The sequence below is a fragment of the Neisseria mucosa genome, assembly GCA_003028315.1.
GTDB lineage: Bacteria > Pseudomonadota > Gammaproteobacteria > Burkholderiales > Neisseriaceae > Neisseria > Neisseria mucosa.
Map to the genome: position 1 here is coordinate 454,451 of CP028150.1, position 17,245 is coordinate 471,695.

General features: G+C 49.2%; 11 protein-coding genes and 1 pseudogene. 7 read left to right on the forward strand and 5 right to left on the reverse strand.

From position 1 onward, the window contains the following. The first annotated feature begins 102 nt into the window (after positions 1-102). From NM96_02340 to ispG, 5 genes are all read left to right on the forward strand, one after another. The gene (locus NM96_02340) at positions 103-528 is read left to right on the forward strand and encodes a nucleoside-diphosphate kinase (protein AVR78350.1); all 426 of its coding nucleotides are present in this window, start codon (positions 103-105) and stop codon (positions 526-528) included. A 260-nt stretch (positions 529-788) separates the two neighbouring features. Beyond that, the gene (gene rlmN / locus NM96_02345) at positions 789-1,883 is read left to right on the forward strand and encodes a 23S rRNA (adenine(2503)-C(2))-methyltransferase RlmN (GenBank protein AVR78351.1); all 1,095 of its coding nucleotides are present in this window, start codon (positions 789-791) and stop codon (positions 1,881-1,883) included. Positions 1,884-1,885: 2 nt separating this feature from the next. After that, positions 1,886-2,641: a type IV pilus biogenesis/stability protein PilW gene (locus NM96_02350; GenBank protein AVR78352.1), complete on the forward strand. Its 756-nt coding sequence runs from the start codon at positions 1,886-1,888 to the stop codon at positions 2,639-2,641. A 4-nt stretch (positions 2,642-2,645) separates the two neighbouring features. Further along, a complete protein-coding gene (locus tag NM96_02355; protein AVR78353.1) occupies positions 2,646-3,518 on the forward strand; it encodes a helix-turn-helix domain-containing protein in 873 nt (290 codons plus the stop codon). A 2-nt stretch (positions 3,519-3,520) separates the two neighbouring features. Beyond that, a complete protein-coding gene (gene ispG, locus NM96_02360) occupies positions 3,521-4,786 on the forward strand; it encodes a flavodoxin-dependent (E)-4-hydroxy-3-methylbut-2-enyl-diphosphate synthase (GenBank protein AVR78354.1) in 1,266 nt (421 codons plus the stop codon). Positions 4,787-5,039: 253 nt separating this feature from the next. Here the strand turns inward: ispG and NM96_02365 are convergent, their stop codons facing one another. Both NM96_02365 and nirK read right to left on the reverse strand, forming a co-directional pair. Then, complete coding sequence (locus NM96_02365) at positions 5,040-5,795, reverse strand: formylglycine-generating enzyme family protein (GenBank protein ID AVR78355.1); 756 nt, start codon at positions 5,793-5,795, stop codon at positions 5,040-5,042. 266 nt (positions 5,796-6,061) lie between these two features. Further along, a complete protein-coding gene (nirK, locus tag NM96_02370; GenBank protein ID AVR78356.1) occupies positions 6,062-7,252 on the reverse strand; it encodes a nitrite reductase, copper-containing in 1,191 nt (396 codons plus the stop codon). A 478-nt stretch (positions 7,253-7,730) separates the two neighbouring features. Between nirK and NM96_02375 the strand changes: the two genes are divergently transcribed. Next, positions 7,731-9,986: a nitric-oxide reductase large subunit gene (locus tag NM96_02375; GenBank protein AVR78357.1), complete on the forward strand. Its 2,256-nt coding sequence runs from the start codon at positions 7,731-7,733 to the stop codon at positions 9,984-9,986. Between the two features lie 129 nt (positions 9,987-10,115). On the opposite strand, the pseudogene NM96_02380 reads toward NM96_02375, so the two are convergent. From NM96_02380 to NM96_02390, 3 genes and pseudogenes are all read right to left on the reverse strand, one after another. After that, positions 10,116-11,362, reverse strand: a pseudogene (locus tag NM96_02380) (hypothetical protein). A gap of 130 nt (positions 11,363-11,492) precedes the next feature. Further along, positions 11,493-13,910: a TonB-dependent hemoglobin/transferrin/lactoferrin family receptor gene (locus tag NM96_02385; GenBank protein AVR78358.1), complete on the reverse strand. Its 2,418-nt coding sequence runs from the start codon at positions 13,908-13,910 to the stop codon at positions 11,493-11,495. A gap of 56 nt (positions 13,911-13,966) precedes the next feature. Continuing rightward, a complete protein-coding gene (locus NM96_02390; protein ID AVR78359.1) occupies positions 13,967-14,962 on the reverse strand; it encodes a hemoglobin-haptoglobin-utilization protein in 996 nt (331 codons plus the stop codon). A 559-nt stretch (positions 14,963-15,521) separates the two neighbouring features. Here NM96_02390 and NM96_02395 point away from each other — a divergent pair. Further along, complete coding sequence (locus NM96_02395) at positions 15,522-17,063, forward strand: hypothetical protein (GenBank protein ID AVR78360.1); 1,542 nt, start codon at positions 15,522-15,524, stop codon at positions 17,061-17,063. Positions 17,064-17,245: the final 182 nt, after the last annotated feature.

A 17,245-nucleotide genomic window follows, 5' to 3' on the forward strand; every position in this document is an offset into this window, starting at 1 on the left:
AAAGAGCGGCTTTTCCCAAAGTATACTGAAATTTGATAAAATAGCAGTTCATTTTCCCCAACCTCAGACTATTGCACAATGCAATAAAAACAAGGACATAATATGGCTATTGAGCGCACGATTTCCATCGTTAAACCCGATGCTGTAGGTAAAAATGTAATCGGCAAAATTTACAGCCGTTTTGAAGAAAACGGACTGCGTATTGTCGCCGCCAAAATGAAGCACCTCAGCGTGCGCGAAGCCCAAGAGTTTTATGCTGTCCATAAAGAGCGTCCTTTTTACGACAGCTTGGTTGCCTTTATGACCAGCGGTCCTGTCATGATTCAGGTGTTGGAAGGTGAAAATGCCGTTGCAAAAAACCGTGAACTGATGGGCGCGACCAACCCTGCGGAAGCCGCTCCCGGTACGATACGTGCCGATTTTGCCGAATCTCTCAGCGTAAACGCCGTACATGGTTCCGACAGTCTGGAAAACGCAGCAATCGAGATTGCCTACTTCTTCAGCCAAAGCGAAATCTGCCCGCGTTAACGATAGATGCCGTTCGAACGTCCGACCGGTTCGGGCGTTTGGACGGTTTTGTCGATATTGTTTGTCTCAATCTGTTTTCAGACGACCTTTCTCAAATGGAGGTCGTCTGAAAATATGATAGAAGGAGCTTGGAAATAAAAGCTGTTTGCTCAACAAGATTCAGGGTATGTTCAAACCCACTATGCAACGTCCTAATCTGCCGGATTCGCAAGATTTATCACGACAGCCTTTATTAAAAGCTTTACCAAGAAATAAACCACATGAAAACCAATCTGCTGAATTACGATTTAAACGGACTGACCCATCATTTTGCCGAGATGGGCGAAAAACCGTTCCGCGCCAAACAAGTCATGCGCTGGATCCACCAAGCCGGTGCGCAAAGTTTCGATGAAATGACCGATTTGGCAAAATCCCTGCGCCTGAAACTCAACGAACAGGCAAGCGTGGATGTGCCCAAACTGATGATGGCGCAAGAATCCACCGACGGTACGCGCAAATGGCTGCTGGATGTAGGAACGGGCAACGGCGTGGAAACAGTATTTATTCCTGAAGCAGAACGCGGTACATTGTGTATTTCCTCGCAAGTCGGCTGCGCATTGGAATGCACCTTCTGTTCTACCGGCCGCCAAGGTTTCAACCGTAATCTGACCGCTGCCGAAATCATTGGGCAACTGTGGTGGGCAAATAAAGCAATGGGCGTTACGCCAAAAAACGAACGCGTGATTTCCAATGTAGTCATGATGGGCATGGGCGAACCAATGGCGAACTTTGATAATGTCGTTACTGCGCTGAGCATCATGCTGGACGATCATGGCTACGGCCTAAGCCGTCGCCGCGTTACCGTTTCTACATCGGGTATGGTGCCGCAAATGGACAGGCTGCGCGATGCGATGCCTGTTGCGCTGGCAGTATCCCTTCATGCTTCCAACGACGAAGTACGCGATCAAATCGTTCCGCTGAATAAAAAATATCCGTTGAAAGAGTTGATGGCGGCATGCCAACGCTATTTGGTCAAAGCACCAAGAGATTTCATTACTTTTGAATACGTTATGTTGGACGGAATCAATGACAAAGCGCAACATGCGCGCGAACTGATTGAGCTGGTAAAAGACGTACCGTGCAAATTCAATCTGATCCCGTTCAATCCTTTCCCCAATTCCGGCTACGAACGATCTACCAATGAAAATATCCGCGTTTTCCGCGATATTTTGCAGCAGGCAGGATTCGTGGTAACCGTTCGCAAAACGCGTGGCGATGATATTGACGCAGCTTGCGGTCAATTGGCAGGACAAGTACAAGATAAAACACGCCGCCAACAAAAATGGCAGCAGATTTTGGTTGAACAACAGAGCTGATTATGAAACTGAACATTTGGCAACCCATTATTTTAACTTTGGTTTTGGGCGCATGCGCCGGCCCGAAAGGTCCAAGCAGAGCGGAACGTGCGACACAGGTCGCCAATATCAAAACACAGTTGGCTATCGAATACATGCGCGGGGGCGATTACCGTCAAGCAACGGTGAGCATTGAAGAGGCATTGAAAGCGGACAGCAGCAATGAAGATGCATGGCTGGTTCGCGCACAAATTTATCAATATCTTAAAGTTCGCGAAAAGGCGCAAGAAAGCTTCCAAAAAGCCCTATCTTTGAAACCTGACAATGCGGAAATCAACAATAACTACGGCTGGTTCTTGTGCAGCGAGATGAATAATCCCGCCCAGTCCATCAGTTATTTTGACAAAGCCCTGGCCGATCCGACTTATCCTTCTCCGTTTATCGCCAACCTCAACAAGGGCATTTGCAGCGCGAAGATGGGACAATATTCGCTGGCAGAAGCTTATCTCGAACGCTCTTTGGCTGCGCAACCTCAATTCCCGCCTGCGTTTAAAGAATTGGCAAGAACCAAAATGCTGGCAGGCAATTTAAACGAAGCGGACTATTATTTCCGCCAATACCAAAGCAAAGTCGATGTCTTGCAGGCAGATGATTTGCTGCTGGGTTGGAAATTGGCGACCGCTTTGGGCAATAGCCAGGCAGCCTACGAATACGAAGCCCAGTTAAGGGCAAACTTCCCCTACTCGGAACAATTACAGGCAGTAACCACAGGTAAGTAACTACATGGAAAATCAAAAGAAAAACGAATACGACATTCAAGCTGCCAAATCATTGGGTGATGAGCTGGGACAACTCAGACACAAATCAGGTTGGGATATTGACGAAGTAGCACGACGGTTGAAACTGTCTGCCGAACAAATTGAAGCACTTGAAAAAGGAGACTATTCTTTCTTTTCAGGATTGGTCTTCGTTATGGGCTATCTGCGTTCTTATGCCCGTCTGTTGAAAATCGATGAAGCAACCATTACAGGTCGTCTGAAAGCCATTTCCGCGCCGGAAGAAGACCATGTCTATCTGGTTGATCGCAAACAAAATGCCGGCTTGAACTACCAAGATGGTGAAAAAGTCGGTTTTCCCAAATGGGTTTTGGGCATGGCAGCGCTCATCCTGCTTGGCGGCGGTATTTATGTTTGGCAAAGCAAGTCCAATCATGAAAACGAACAACAAGTCGCGCAAAACAGCGATGCAGTACGCAACAGTATGCAGACGCCGGATTTGAAAAAAGAAAATGTTGCCGTTTCCAATATGGCAGAAAACGGCAAACAAGAAATATCCAATGCCGAAAAAGCAGCTTCAAGTGTCGCCGCATCCGAAGCAGCGGCATCCGCACCTGAAGTCAAAGTCGATTCAGACGAGCTTTGGATTAAAGTCCAATACCGAAGCAATCTGATTATCACCGACAAGAAAGGTACCATGATTTTCAGCCGGATCATTCCCGCAGGAAGCGAAAGGCGTTTTAAAGGCGGTGCACCCTACAATGTCTGGATCGGTATTGCCACAGGCGCACAAGCCAATTACGGCGGGACAACCATCAATCTGGCAGAATACCGGGTTGCCGGTGAAAAATCAGCTTCCTTTGTAGCAGGAAAAAAATAAAGATGAACACACCCAAACGCCGCCAAACCCATCAAGTACAAATCGATCATCTCACCGTCGGTTCGGATGCACCCGTTGTCGTGCAATCGATGACCAATACCGACACTGCAGATGCTAAAGCAACCGCCCTGCAAGTCAAAGAATTGAGCGATGCAGGCTCAGAAATGGTGCGCATTACCGTCAATAGCCCGGAAGCCGCCTCCAAAGTTGCCGAAATCCGTCAACGTTTGGACGACATGGGTTACACCACCCCGCTGATTGGCGACTTCCATTTCAATGGCGAACGTCTGTTGGCAGAATTTCCCGAGTGCGGCAAAGCCTTGTCCAAATACCGCATCAACCCCGGTAATGTCGGCAAAGGCGCAAAAGGCGATGAAAAATTTGCCTATATGATTCGGACTGCCGCCGAAAACGACAAAGCCGTCCGTATCGGCGTCAACTGGGGCTCGCTTGACCAAAGCCTCGCCAAGCGCATGATGGATGCCAATCTGGCGTCCTCATCGCCCAAACCGCCCGAAGAAATCATGAAAGAAGCCTTGATTATTTCGGCGTTGGAATCTGCTGAAAAAGCCGTCCGATTAGGTTTGCCTGAAAACAAAATCATCTTGTCGTGCAAGGTCAGCTCCGTTCAAGATTTGATTCAGGTTTACCGCGAACTGGGCAGCCGCTGCCAATATCCGCTCCACTTAGGCTTGACAGAAGCAGGCATGGGCAGCAAAGGCATTGTCGCTTCGACTGCCGCCTTGGCCGTACTGCTTCAAGAAGGTATCGGCGACACCATCCGCATTTCCCTGACCCCTGAACCCGGCAGCTCGCGCACGCAGGAAGTCATCGTCGGTCAGGAAATTCTACAAACCATGGGACTGCGCTCGTTTACCCCCATGGTTACCGCCTGCCCGGGCTGCGGACGCACCACCAGCACAGTCTTCCAAGAGCTTGCCCAAGACGTACAAAATTACCTTCGCCAAAAAATGACCGTATGGCGCACCCTTTACCCCGGTGTAGAATCTTTAAACGTTGCTGTCATGGGCTGCGTCGTTAACGGACCGGGCGAAAGCAAACTGGCAGACATCGGCATCAGCCTGCCCGGAACCGGTGAAACCCCTGTTGCCCCGGTTTATGTTGACGGAGAACGCAAAGTGACTTTAAAAGGCGACAACATTGCAGCCGAATTCTTAGAGATTGTCGAAGAATACGTCAAAGTCAATTATTGCGAAGGCGGTGCAAAACGCAATCAAAACCGTATCATCCCGATACAGTCTGCTTGATAAACATAGATAAAAGGTCGTCTGAAAAACATTCAGACGACCTTTTGGTTTACCGGTATATTTATTAATGAAAATTAGGAAGAGGTAGAGAAATAGACCAGTTGCTTGGAATATTCAGCCCGTTAGAAACTTGGTCATGCTAAATTTGTTAGGCACGAGGTTTTGTCCATTCGCTATTTTCAAATTAACCTCAAACTCAAAAAAAAGGCGATACCTTTCAGTACCGCCAAAGCTGCTTTGGTGATGAAACCTGTTATTTCGAGGCGCAACGGAAGCCTAGGTTGTGCAGGACGTATTTCGATTGCAGGCTGGTGCGAATGCCGTAGCGCAGGAAGGCGGCGTAATTTGATGGGTCACTGGAGCCTACGGATGCGCCGCTGCAAAACATTTGCGTATCGGCATTGCCTGACGAGAGCAGGCTGCTGTTGAAGTCTTCCGTCCATTCCCAAATCAGGCCGTGCATATCGTAAATGCCCCAGTAGTTGGGTTTGCTTTTGCCGACATCGCGCAAGCCGTTTCTGCCGCCGTCTGCATACCAGTCAAGAATGGTACGGTTGTATCCGGGTTCGGCAGAACCGTTTTTCTGTGTGGCGGAGGCAAGTCCGGCAAATTCCCATTGGTCTATGGTCGGCAGGCGTTTGCCTTGCGCAGTACAGTAGGCATTGGCGGCAAACCAAGATACGTTGGTTACCGGATGTTTCAGTTCGTTGGGTTTGGGCGCGTAGCTGTTGCTGCCGGTTTTAACCCAGTGTTTCAGATAGGCAGGTTCGGCCTGTTTGGAACTGACTTTACCTTTTTGCCACTGCGGGTGTTTTTTGACAAACTCTGCAAATTCGGCATTGGTAACGGGATATTTGTCGATTTGGAAGGGTTTGACTTTAATGATGCTTGTTTCTTTCTTCAGATAGAGCGGGCGGTAGCTGCCTCCTTCAACTTTTGCCATTTCGGCCGCCGCTGCACTGCCGCTTGCGACAAGGGTAAAGAAGGTGAGGAGTGGTATGAGTTTCATAACGGGCTTTCTAATCTGAATGCGGGGTATTAGGCTTTGATTATATAGCGAAACCGGATAAAAATCCTTAGAGGCCGTCTGATTATTGTGCTTTTGGCTTGTCGGGTTCGTGAATGCTTGAAACCGGTTTTTCAGACGACCTTCGATACTTGATAGGTTGTCTGAAAAACCAATCTTTCGATTGGTCGTGGAAGAAAGCCACTGTTGTCCTTGCATCAGCCGGAACAGCAGTGGCTTTTTTCTGTCTCTACGCCGAGATGACTGGATTAGTAGCCGCCTTTACCTGCAGATGCTGCGGAAGCAGGAGCTGCGGAATCAGCTGGAGCAGAAGCAGCAGGGGCAGAAGCGGCACCGCTACCTACATAGGCTTTGTCTTCCAGTTTTTTGGTCATGATTTCAGGGTTTTCTGCGCCCTCTACTTTCAGTTGACCCAACGCGCCTTTGTTGAATGCACGGAAGATAGAGTGGTCAACCAAAGTATAGCTGCCCGGAATATCGGCTTTAAATTCGACAATCGCTGCACCACCGGCAGGGATCAGGGTACTTTGTACGTTTTCGTTGATCAGTTTGCCGCCTTCTACGTAAACTTTATCGAAGATTTCACCGATAACGTGGAAGGAAGAAACGAGGTTCGGACCACCGTTACCAACGTACATACGGACGGTTTCGCCTGCTTTAGCTTTCAGAGCGTTGTCGCCGGCGATAGAACCTACGTGGCCGTTAAATACAACATATTCAGGTTGTTCTGCGATGGCTTTGTCCATATCGAACGGTTGCAGGCCTTGCGCACCTTTTTTGCCTTTAGTGTAGAAGTCACCTTGTACGATGTAGAACTCTTTGTCCACTTTAGGCAGGCCTTCTTTAGGTTCAACCAAAATCAGACCGTACATACCGTTGGCGATGTGCATACCGACAGGGGCAACGGCACAGTGATAGATGTACAGACCGGGTTGCAGGGCTTTGAAGCTGAATGTAGAAGTACGGCCCGGAGCAGTGAAGCTGGCTTCTGCACCACCGCCTTGACCGGTAGCAGCGTGGAAGTCAACGTTGTGCGGTACAGTAGAAGACGGGTTGTTAGAGAATTCGATATCCACGGTATCGCCTTCGCGTACACGGATCATGCGACCCGGAACGTCGCCGTCAAATGTCCAGTAGTGGTATTCCACGCCATCGTCCATTTTCATGGTTTTTTCGATGGTTTCCATTTTTACGCGTACACGTGCAGGATGGTCGCGGTCAATGGCCGGCGGAACTTCAGGAGCGTGGGTGGTTACCGCGTCGATAACAGGCAAATCAGCAGCCGGGGTTTCGGCAGCAGTCTGAGTGCTGGAAGCAGGAGCTTCGGCAGTTGCAGGAGCGGAAGCGGTTTGCTCGGCAGGTTTTTGGGCAGCTTGCTCACCACAGGCGGCTAAAGCAAAAACTGAAGCAATGATTGCAGCTAAAGCTTGGCGTTTCATAGTTGTCATTTCCTTTAATAACTATTTTAAGAAGGTCAGGGTATAATTTTTCAACCTTTGTCGTCCGCGGCATACCGCTTTCGGCTCTTTACAAACTGCCTTATTCAGGGTCGTCTGAAAAGCATCTCTTATGAACTTTTGTAGGATTATGTAGGGGGTTTTGCCGCTATATCTTGACCTAAATCAATTAATTCATCAAAGATGAACTTTTACTACCTAATTTAATACCTAATTAATACTTAATAATTAGATAAAACTACATCAAATCATCTATTATTGCTCACATGTTTTATCCAATTCTTTACAAAAATGTCATCGTATTTTTGATAATAAGAATTATTATTGACTATATACCTGTTTTTTAAAGATTGTTGTTAAGAGAATATTTCTTTTGCCTGAAAAGAGTGCTACAATCTTTAACATTCATATAGTATGAATTTATAAGCAACCACTTTTTACCAAAATAAGGAGTTCTGAAATGGGACAGTACAAGAAGCTATGGTACTTGCTGTTTGCCGTCCTGGCAGTCTGCTTTACCATTCTTGGCTACATGGGCAGCGAGGTTTATAAAAAAGCCCCGCCTTACCCTGAGAGAGTCGTTTCGGCATCAGGCACTCAGCTGATGACCAAAGACGATATTTTGGCAGGTCAGTCAGCCTGGCAAACCACCGGCGGTATGGAAGTCGGTTCCGTATTGGGACACGGCGCATACCAAGCTCCGGACTGGACAGCCGACTGGCTGCACCGCGAGCTTGTCGCATGGTTGGATTTGACCGCGCAAGAGACTTACGGCAAAAAATTCAACGAAGTTTCTCCTGAAGAACAAGCCGTACTGAAAACCCGCCTTGCCGACGAATACCGCAACCAAAGCCGTATTAAAGAAGACGGCAGCGTCGTTATCAGCGATACCCGTGTCAAAGCCATTGAGAGCATTCTGCCTTACTACCACGGCGTATACAGCGATGATCCCGCCCTTCAGACGACCCGCGAACACTTCGCAATGAAAAACAACACATTGCCAAGTAAAGAAGCGCGTGAAAAACTGTTCAACTTCTTCTTCTGGACTTCATGGTCTGCTTCGACCAACCGTCCTGACGAGAACTTCACCTACACCAACAACTGGCCGCACGAGCCTCTGATCAACAACGTACCGACTACTGAAAACTACATGTGGTCGTTCACCAGCGTTGTCCTGCTCTTGATGGGTATCGGCCTGCTGATGTGGGGTTACTCCTTCCTGACCAAACACGAAGAAGTAGAAGTTCCGACTGAAGACCCGATTTCCAAAGTACAGCTGACTCCTTCCCAAAAAGCATTGGGCAAATACGTCTTCCTGACAGTCGCCCTGTTTGTGGTACAAGTGTTGCTGGGCGGTCTGACCGCGCACTACACTGTCGAAGGTCAAGGTTTCTACGGCATTGACGAAGCACTCGGCTTCGAAATGTCCGACTGGTTCCCTTACGCATTGACCCGTACTTGGCACATCCAATCCGCCATCTTCTGGATTGCAACCGGCTTCCTGACAGCAGGTCTGTTCCTGGCTCCGATTGTTAACGGCGGCAAAGATCCCAAGTTCCAACGCGCCGGCGTAAACTTCCTGTACATCGCCCTGTTCATCGTAGTCGGCGGTTCTTACGCAGGTAACTTCTTCGCCCTGACCCACATCATTCGTCCCGATCTCAACTTCTGGTTCGGACACCAAGGTTACGAATACCTCGACTTGGGCCGTTTCTGGCAACTCCTGCTGATGGTCGGCCTGCTGTTGTGGCTGTTCCTGATGCTGCGCTGTACCGTTTCCGCCTTTAAAGAAAAAGGCGTGGACAAAAACCTGCTGGCAATCTTCGTTGCCTCCATGGTCGGTGTAGGCGTGTTCTACGCGCCCGGTCTGTTCTACGGCGAAAAATCCCCGATTGCCGTAATGGAATACTGGCGCTGGTGGGTAGTTCACCTGTGGGTAGAAGGCTTCTTCGAAGTATTCGCTACCGCAGCCTTTGCCTTCATCTTCTACAACATGGGCTTCGTCCGCCGCAGTACCGCTACCGCATCCACTCTGGCTGCCGCCGCCATCTTCATGTTGGGCGGTATCCCGGGTACGCTGCACCACCTGTACTTCTCCGGTTCTACCTCCGCCTCTATGGCAATCGGTGCCTGCTTCTCCGCATTGGAAGTCGTACCGCTGGTATTGCTGGGTCGTGAAGCTTACGAACACTGGTCTTACCAACACCTGTCCGAATGGGCGAAACGCCTGCGTTGGCCGCTGATGTGCTTCGTAGCAGTTGCCTTCTGGAACATGATCGGTGCCGGCGTATTCGGTTTCCTGATTAACCCGCCGATTTCCCTGTTCTACATCCAAGGCCTGAACACTACCGCAGTTCACGCACACGCAGCCTTGTTCGGTGTATACGGCTTCTTGGCACTGGGCTTCGTCTTGCTGGTTGCCCGCTACCTGAAACCAAACGCACATTTCGACGACAAACTCATGACTTGGGGCTTCTGGCTGCTCAACGGCGGCTTGGTCGGCATGATCGCCATCAGCCTGCTGCCTGTCGGCGCGATTCAAGCATACGCCTCCATCACTCATGGTCTGTGGTATGCCCGTAGCGAAGAATTCCTGCAAATGGAAATCCTCGACACCCTGCGCTGGGTACGCACAGCAGCCGACTTGATCTTCATCGGCGGTGCAGTCTGCGTAGCCATCCAAGCAACCAAAATCGTATTCAGCCGCGATAAATAAATCCTAGCTTGAATACCCTGCAAAAGGTCGTCTGAAAATTTCAGACGACCTTTTCTTTTGGAAGATAGAAGAAACTTAATGGAGAGTTGCCTGAAAGGAGTAGGGCAGCTTAGCTTGGTTCATGCTCGCTTACGCCTTATTATCAGACAACGGAGCCATGCCGTTGATGTATTGGGTTTGTTGAATCTGCTCGTTGCTGGCAAACATTCGGTCAAACACGCTGCGGACTTCATCGGTCAATCCTACGTTCAGTCTTTTCAGGGATTGATACACCTGCTTCAACCATGAACGGAAACGGCGGAACACCCCGCGCAATTCTTCGCTTGGTGCTTTGCCTTTGTACAGGTAGGCTTCAAAACCGCGCGCCCATTTTTCGTGATTCTCGCGCTGCTCGTTCAGGCTCATTGCGTCCCATGCGGCAAGGTCTTTCACACCGAACCAATCCAAGGTCGTCTGAACGTCGGACAGGAATTGCCGTTCCTGTTCGGTCAGGTTTTCGGCAGGCTTGGCGGTCAGGTCGCGGGCGATACGGGTATTTGTTTCAAGGAAGAAATGCCCCAGTTCGTGAACGAATATAGATGCGTCGGCGTTTTTCAACAGGGCAATCAGGTTATGCTCACGGCTGAACATCCCACGGTCTGCGCCGCCTTGAAACAGTATGTCTTGATTGGTGTCGGTGTTGGGGGTAGAATTGTCATATGCCCTCTCCCCGTTTCGGACGTTGAGGCTTTGGCTGGAAATGTTTTTGATGACATTTTCGGATATTGCCGTTGGGGGATACTTCCGCATGGAATAGCTCGAAAATCTTTCTTTTTACGGCTGGCTTCGGCGATGTAAACCATCAGCCCGTCATCAAATCTCTTCAAATACGCAACCCGTTCAGCCCCTTGTTCTGATTGAAAACCTGTTACGATTTTGTCAGGCGATGTAACAATATCGGGAATCCGCGTCAAATCCTCCGCTGTTACGGCAACCTGTCCGCGTTCTTCTTCCGTTTTGGTATTGCCATGTTCTTTGTAGATGTGGTGTGCTGCAAATCGGCTGATGGAATGTGAATATCCCTGTGTATCGGCAATTCAGGTATCTGCCGCGTTATCCAAAGTCCAAAATACAGCTTCGTTTTTCGCGGTTTCCCGTCCGTCTGTTGTCCAGATGTTGATTGCGTCCTGCGGGTTTTCGCTATGTACCCATCCGCGCGGCGGGTTGCTTGCTAATGCTTGATTCAATACGCTATCGTCTAAAAGGCTTTCGCCGACCACATTCATGCCCCCATAGGCTGCGTCAAAATCACGGATTCCCATATTCAGACGACCTGCAAGGGTTTCGATTGCGCGGGCGTACAGCGTGGCGTTTGCTTCAGCCTGCGTCTTGTTCATTATTTGTTGTTTCATTCCATAAACGTTTGGTGAGGATTTTCTCTGCCGATTGTTGTATATCAATAGAAAAAGGTCGTCTGAAACTTGGATTTCAAGTTTCAGACGACCTTTCTTGTTACTTCAAACGCCTTTAGAACTTGGCTTCAAGCGTGAAGTTGTAGCTTCTGCCGGGGGAGGTGAAGCGTTCTATCCCGGCATGGGTTTTGTTGTCGACGCGGTTGACTGTGCCGAATTCGCGGATGCTGCGCAGCGATTCCCAAGTGTAGTATTTTTTGTTGCCGATGTTGTACGCACCGGCGCGCAGGGTGAAGTATTTGCCCAAGTTGACGTAGCCTGTCAGGTCGAAAAGCGTATAGGCTTTGCTGTGCTTGGCAAACGGCCATGGGTTGTTCAAATCATCGCTGCTGTGGACGGTGTCAGACGGTTTTTTAGCTGCGGTGTGGGTCAGGTATGCGTTGATGCCCCAGCGTTTGGAAGGAGCATCGTAGCCCAGGTTGTAAACGGCAGACCACGGGGAAAGGGCGTTAATCGGGGTTTCCTGTCCGTTGGTCTGTTTGGCTTTGCCTTTGATGTAGCTGACGTTGATACCTGCGTGCGTGCCTTGCGGCAAACCGATGCTGTCAAGGTTCCATGTGCCGTTAAATTCCAAACCTTTCGCCCATGCGGAGGAACGGTTTTGGTTTTGCCAAACGGGTGAGCTGACCAATGCGGTACCGTCGGAAATCGGCGCATAATTAGGGCTGTTGGGGTTGTCTGAGGACACACCCATGTAGGTCAGTTCGATAAAGTTGCGGTAGCGGGTTTGGAAGCCGGAGAATTTAAAGTTTCCGGCTTTGCCGCTGCCGGCAAGTCCCAGTTCGAAGTTTTTGGCGGTTTCTGCCTTAAGGTTAGGGTTTGCTTTAAGGTAGAAGTCAGGATGCGGGAACAATAGCCAGGTTTCGTCTGAAGTCGGCGCGCGGAAGCCAGTGCTATATTTTGCCAAAAGATTCAGACGCGGCGTGAATTTCCAGTCTAATCCTAAACCGTAGCTGAAACCGCTGTGTTTACGTTCGCTGCCGAGATAAGGAATTTGACCGCGGATGGCAGGAGTGTAGTTGGGATTGTCTTTGGCTTTGCTGCTGCTGTTGTCGTAGCGAAGCCCGGCATTGAGGCGGTATTGGCTGCTGTCGCCGAATTGGAAGGTGTTGTTCCAGTAGGCAAAACGGTTTTTGGAGGAGCTTTCGACCAGCATAGTCAATTCTTGGTTGTTGGACGTTTGATATTTCGGGTCGTATAGGCGTACCCAATAGCTATGATCTCTATTGTCGTTGTCGTTTTGGGAACCACCCAATCCGTATTGCATTGCCCATACCAATTTGGAAAAGTCGATTTGTTTTTCAGCATCGGCACCGAATTGGGTATTTTTTTGACGGATGTTGCGAAACATATGGTACACGTCGCTGTTCACACCGTTGCTGGCGTAATCGGTCGGCAAGTCCCAAGTCCAGGTACTCATGTCGATGGTTTGACGGTCGTAATGCAGGTTGAGACTGTCCCATGGTCCTTTGTCAAGTTGGTTTTTGTATTCAAAACCGATGCGTTTACGGTAGGAGATGTCTTGGCGGGAACGGGTATCGCCTAGTGCCTCGCCTTTCCAGTTTGCCGCCCACATATTAGATAATTCAGTCGTCGTGCGGTCGGTGCGTGAATCCTCGTAAATCCAACCGATACGGTTTTTATCGTTGAAGTTGTAACCCAGTTTGAATAAGGTGCTTTTGTTTACCCAATCTTGTGGATCGGGTTTGCTGCGGGCTACGCCGCGGCTGCCGTAGTTGGTGCTGCCGGCATTCGGGTTCCAGCTTTGTTTGTTGTCGGTGATGACGGTATCGGCAGCGTCGCTGTTGTTTTTGGTTTCTTTACCGAAACGGCGGGTATAAACCATCAATGCATCCAGCCCCAACCAGGTTCCAGCGGCGGTTATGCTGCTGAATTTTTGGCTGTTGCGTCCGATATAGCCGCCTTTAATGCCTAAGTGGTAAGGCTTTTCTTCGGAAACATAGTCGCTTGCGGATTTGGTTTTATAGTTGACGGCACCGCCCAATGCGCCGCTGCCGGATTTGAGCGAGTCCGCGCCTTTGGTAAGGGTTACTTCCGAGAAGTTTTCGGGTTCGGAAGTGTTGCGGTTGGCATTGAAGTTGCCGTATGCGCCGAACAGTTCTTGGAATGCTTCAGACGACCTGCTTTCTGCTTGTGCCAGTCCGTCCACGTTGATGGCGACACGGTCTTTATCGACGCCGCGTATGGTAAAACCGTTGGAACCTGAGCGTCCGCCTTCGACGACGCTGATGCCCGGATCGTAGCGTACCAAGTCGCTTTCATCAGAGACCATTTGTTTATCCAATGCCTGACGGCGGACTTTCTCTTCGCCGAGTTTTTGGGCTTTACGGCCGCCGATGACTTTGACTTCATTCAAGTCCTGATGGGCTTGTGGTACGGGGTCGGCAGCGAAGGCAGGGAAAGTTTGGCTGACAATAGCTGCCAGCAGTACGGGTTTGAAGGGGAAGGACATTTTTTGCCTCTTTAAGATGTACTGATTATTGGTTTATTGGGATGCCTGATGTGCGATTACTTGCTGACAGGTGTCAAACTCGTATCTGTTGTATTGCGGTCGTCATCATTCTTCACGCCGCCGAATACGGTATCCAACGATTTATCGGCATCAAAGGTAACTTTACCGCCTATACTGACTTCTGTTTTATCGCCGTTAAATTGACCAAAGAATTTTCCTTCGACTTTGCCGTTTTTACCATCGGATTCAGCAGTGCCTGAGAAATCAACGCCGTTGATGCCAACATCTTTCATCACAACATCCGGACCGTAATCCGCATTACCTAAAATCGTGCCGCCGAGTTTGTTGGTGTTGAAATTGGCTGTTAGCAGTGAAAGTTTGGGCGTGTTTTTTTCAGACGACCCGGAGGATTTGCCCGGATCGTAGGTTGAGGTAACGATATTGCCGTTGCGGACGCGGACAGCCCAAACTTCGTATGTAGTCTTGCCTTTTGCCACTGTACTGTCTGACGGAGTGTAATAAGACGGTTTCGCCGTTCCGACGGGTTTGCCGCCGACAAACAGGTCTGCCGTGCCGTCTGCATTTATCCATGCGCCGAATTTGAGGTGGTCATGTTTGGTTGCCGGTGCATAGGTGAATTGTCCGGAATTGCTGCAACAGACAAACAGTTTTCCACCCTCAGACAAAGGCTGGCCTTCGTGGCGGGTACGCAGGGCATAAGACGGGCTGGAGTAAGAGGGGACAATCGGGTCGGAATATGAGCTGATGTTGTAATAGTTGCCGGAAGGGGTTTGATAGACATATTGTTTATCGGTATAGCTGCCGCCCCATGATGTTTTCACTTCGAGTTCCGCTTCATGCAGACTGCCGCCTTTACCGGAAAGGGTGTTGATGGTCTGTACCGCACTGCTTTCATCACTCAACTTGACATTGGCGATAGGCTGAGCCGTAGGTATGGCAACGGGGACTTTGGGTTCGGATGCGCCTCCTCCAGCGCAGGCAGTCAGAATAAGGGTCGCTGCCGCAGAAATTGCGGATACTTTGATTTTCATGATGAATCTCTCTTAATATTGATATTTTATAAATTAATGATAAGGATTACCAATTTTGTTGTAATATTTTGTAATAATTATGGCGTCTTGGCAATATCTGCGCGGAGTTTTTATGATTTTTGAAGTAAATATTAAGAAATAAATCAATTAATGACATAGGTTTGAATATTTATTCTAAATATTTGATTTGATAATGCTATCTATTAATGATGAAGAATATCGTGTGATAGTGTAATTAAACTATTGCTTTGGATACGCAAGATATATTGCAGGCGTGTTTAGTGGGTTGGCTTGATTAATCCTATGAATCTACTGATGAATAACATTTGAATAATTTATAAGACCATAAAAATAAATCAGTTATGTTTGTTTTGGAATTTTACCTCTATAATGCTGCATCTTAATGCGAATCTGTTGCTTTTACGCAAAAAAGGTCGTATGAAAAGTTTCAGACGACCTTTGGCAGGCGTAAATCCCTGACTGGGGGAATCAGTAGGGCATGGCGGTTTGCATTTGGCTATCCCTGCGATATACAAACATATATTTCGGATGATTTTGAATGTTAAGAATAAAACAAAAAATGGTTTCGGTATCTTTATGCTGCCTGTTGCCTTCCGCAGTCTTGGCTGAATTGCCCGAAGGGGGTGTCCGGCAGGATTCGCCTTCTCAGGATGCTGCCGTACAAGTGCAGCAAAAACAATGGCTGGATATTTTGTCCGAAGAAGAAAGGTCGTCTGAAAAGAATGAGAATGCAGGAGAACCGACTGTGGTCGGCGATGATTTTTTAGCGGCAAACCCGCGTATTCTAGAGGACGCGCTGATTCAAGCACTTAACGGCAATAGCGCAGATTTGGTTTCTTCGCTTGCCGCACTTTACCGCAAACAGCCCAACCACAATCCCAAGCTGATTGCACGTGCCGATGCTTTGCTGGCAAAGTTGAAAGGGCGGACTTTCGAAGCGGTCGAGCGTTATCGTACCCTTTATGAATCCGACGTTTCAGACGACCGCATATTATTGGATTTAGCGGTGGCAGAGTTTCAAGATTATCGTTTGGGCGAAGCGACGGCGCATTTCCGCCATGCCGCGCAGCGCGATATACCTGCCCCCGTTTTGGAAAACGTCAAACGTTTTCAAGAAGCCGTCAAGCGGCAGACAGAATGGAAATGGTCTGGTGGAATCAGTCCCGTGCATAGCGATAACGCCAACAACGCTGCTCCGCGTTATTGCATCGAAACAAGGGGGCAAACCGCGTGCAGCATTACTTTGCCTGTCAGTGCCAACGGCTTGAATTACGAATTGAACACCGAAAAACTCACCCCGCTGTACGGGCATCACGCTGTCAAATTCCGCGCCAACCTCAGCGGAACGAGCTATTTTTTCGACCGCCAATCAGCTTACGACGATGCGTTCGGCAGGGCTTATTTGGGCTGGCAGCGCAAGGATGGCAAACAAACCGTCAGCGTTTTACCGTTTTATCAGGCACAGTTGGCGGGCAGCAGCGAATTTGACAGTAAAAAAGAAAACAACCGCCGCGCCGCGCCGTATATGCTGGCTCACGGGGTCGGCGTACAGCTTTCGCATAGGGTCAATCTCGGCAACGCGACACAACTTTATTACTCGCTGGAACGCTACCATCAAAACTACCGGGAAACCGATCGTGCGCTGCGTAACGACGGTTGGCACGACAGTACCTATCTCTCCCTGGCGCGCCGTTTCGGCAGCACGACCCTGTTCGGCGGTTGGCAATACAACCGCTTTGTTCCTGAGAACAAAAACATACGCAATGCCGTCAACAATGCTGCCTACCGCCGCAACGGGTTCAATATAGGCTGGATACAGCAATGGCCGTTTTTGGGCGGGCTGAACAGCCGCCTGACCGCTTCATTTGCCAACCGCCGCTATAAAGGCATTATGGCATTCGGCACGGAGCCGCAACGCAACCGCGAGCGCGCTCTCTCCGTTAGCCTCAGCCATGACAAATTGTCCTACAAAGGCATCACGCCGACCTTGAATTACGGATACAGCCGCATCCGCAGCAATGCCCCTTATGCACGACGCAGCAGCCGTCAATGGTCGTTGGGAGCTGAATGGAATTTTTAAAAACAGCCTAAAATTTGAATACTTAATCAATAAAGGTCGTCTGAAAACGGGTATCGTAGGTTTTCAGACGACCTTTGCGGCATTTTCAAACCGATGGATATGGTTTTGAAATGAATATGGACAGCTTGAACCTTCCGTCTTAAGGACGGTAGAATCAGTCATTTCAATGCAGCAGTTCGAAG

Coding starts and splice junctions, on each gene's coding strand:
- NM96_02340 (AVR78350.1), top strand. CDS start 103: ATGGCTATTGAGCGCACGATTTCCATCGTTAAACCCGATGCTGTAGGT.
- rlmN (AVR78351.1), top strand. CDS start 789: ATGAAAACCAATCTGCTGAATTACGATTTAAACGGACTGACCCATCAT.
- NM96_02350 (AVR78352.1), top strand. CDS start 1,886: ATGAAACTGAACATTTGGCAACCCATTATTTTAACTTTGGTTTTGGGC.
- NM96_02355 (AVR78353.1), top strand. CDS start 2,646: ATGGAAAATCAAAAGAAAAACGAATACGACATTCAAGCTGCCAAATCA.
- ispG (AVR78354.1), top strand. CDS start 3,521: ATGAACACACCCAAACGCCGCCAAACCCATCAAGTACAAATCGATCAT.
- NM96_02365 (AVR78355.1), bottom strand. CDS start 5,795: ATGAAACTCATACCACTCCTCACCTTCTTTACCCTTGTCGCAAGCGGC.
- nirK (AVR78356.1), bottom strand. CDS start 7,252: ATGAAACGCCAAGCTTTAGCTGCAATCATTGCTTCAGTTTTTGCTTTA.
- NM96_02375 (AVR78357.1), top strand. CDS start 7,731: ATGGGACAGTACAAGAAGCTATGGTACTTGCTGTTTGCCGTCCTGGCA.
- NM96_02385 (AVR78358.1), bottom strand. CDS start 13,910: ATGTCCTTCCCCTTCAAACCCGTACTGCTGGCAGCTATTGTCAGCCAA.
- NM96_02390 (AVR78359.1), bottom strand. CDS start 14,962: ATGAAAATCAAAGTATCCGCAATTTCTGCGGCAGCGACCCTTATTCTG.
- NM96_02395 (AVR78360.1), top strand. CDS start 15,522: ATGTTAAGAATAAAACAAAAAATGGTTTCGGTATCTTTATGCTGCCTG.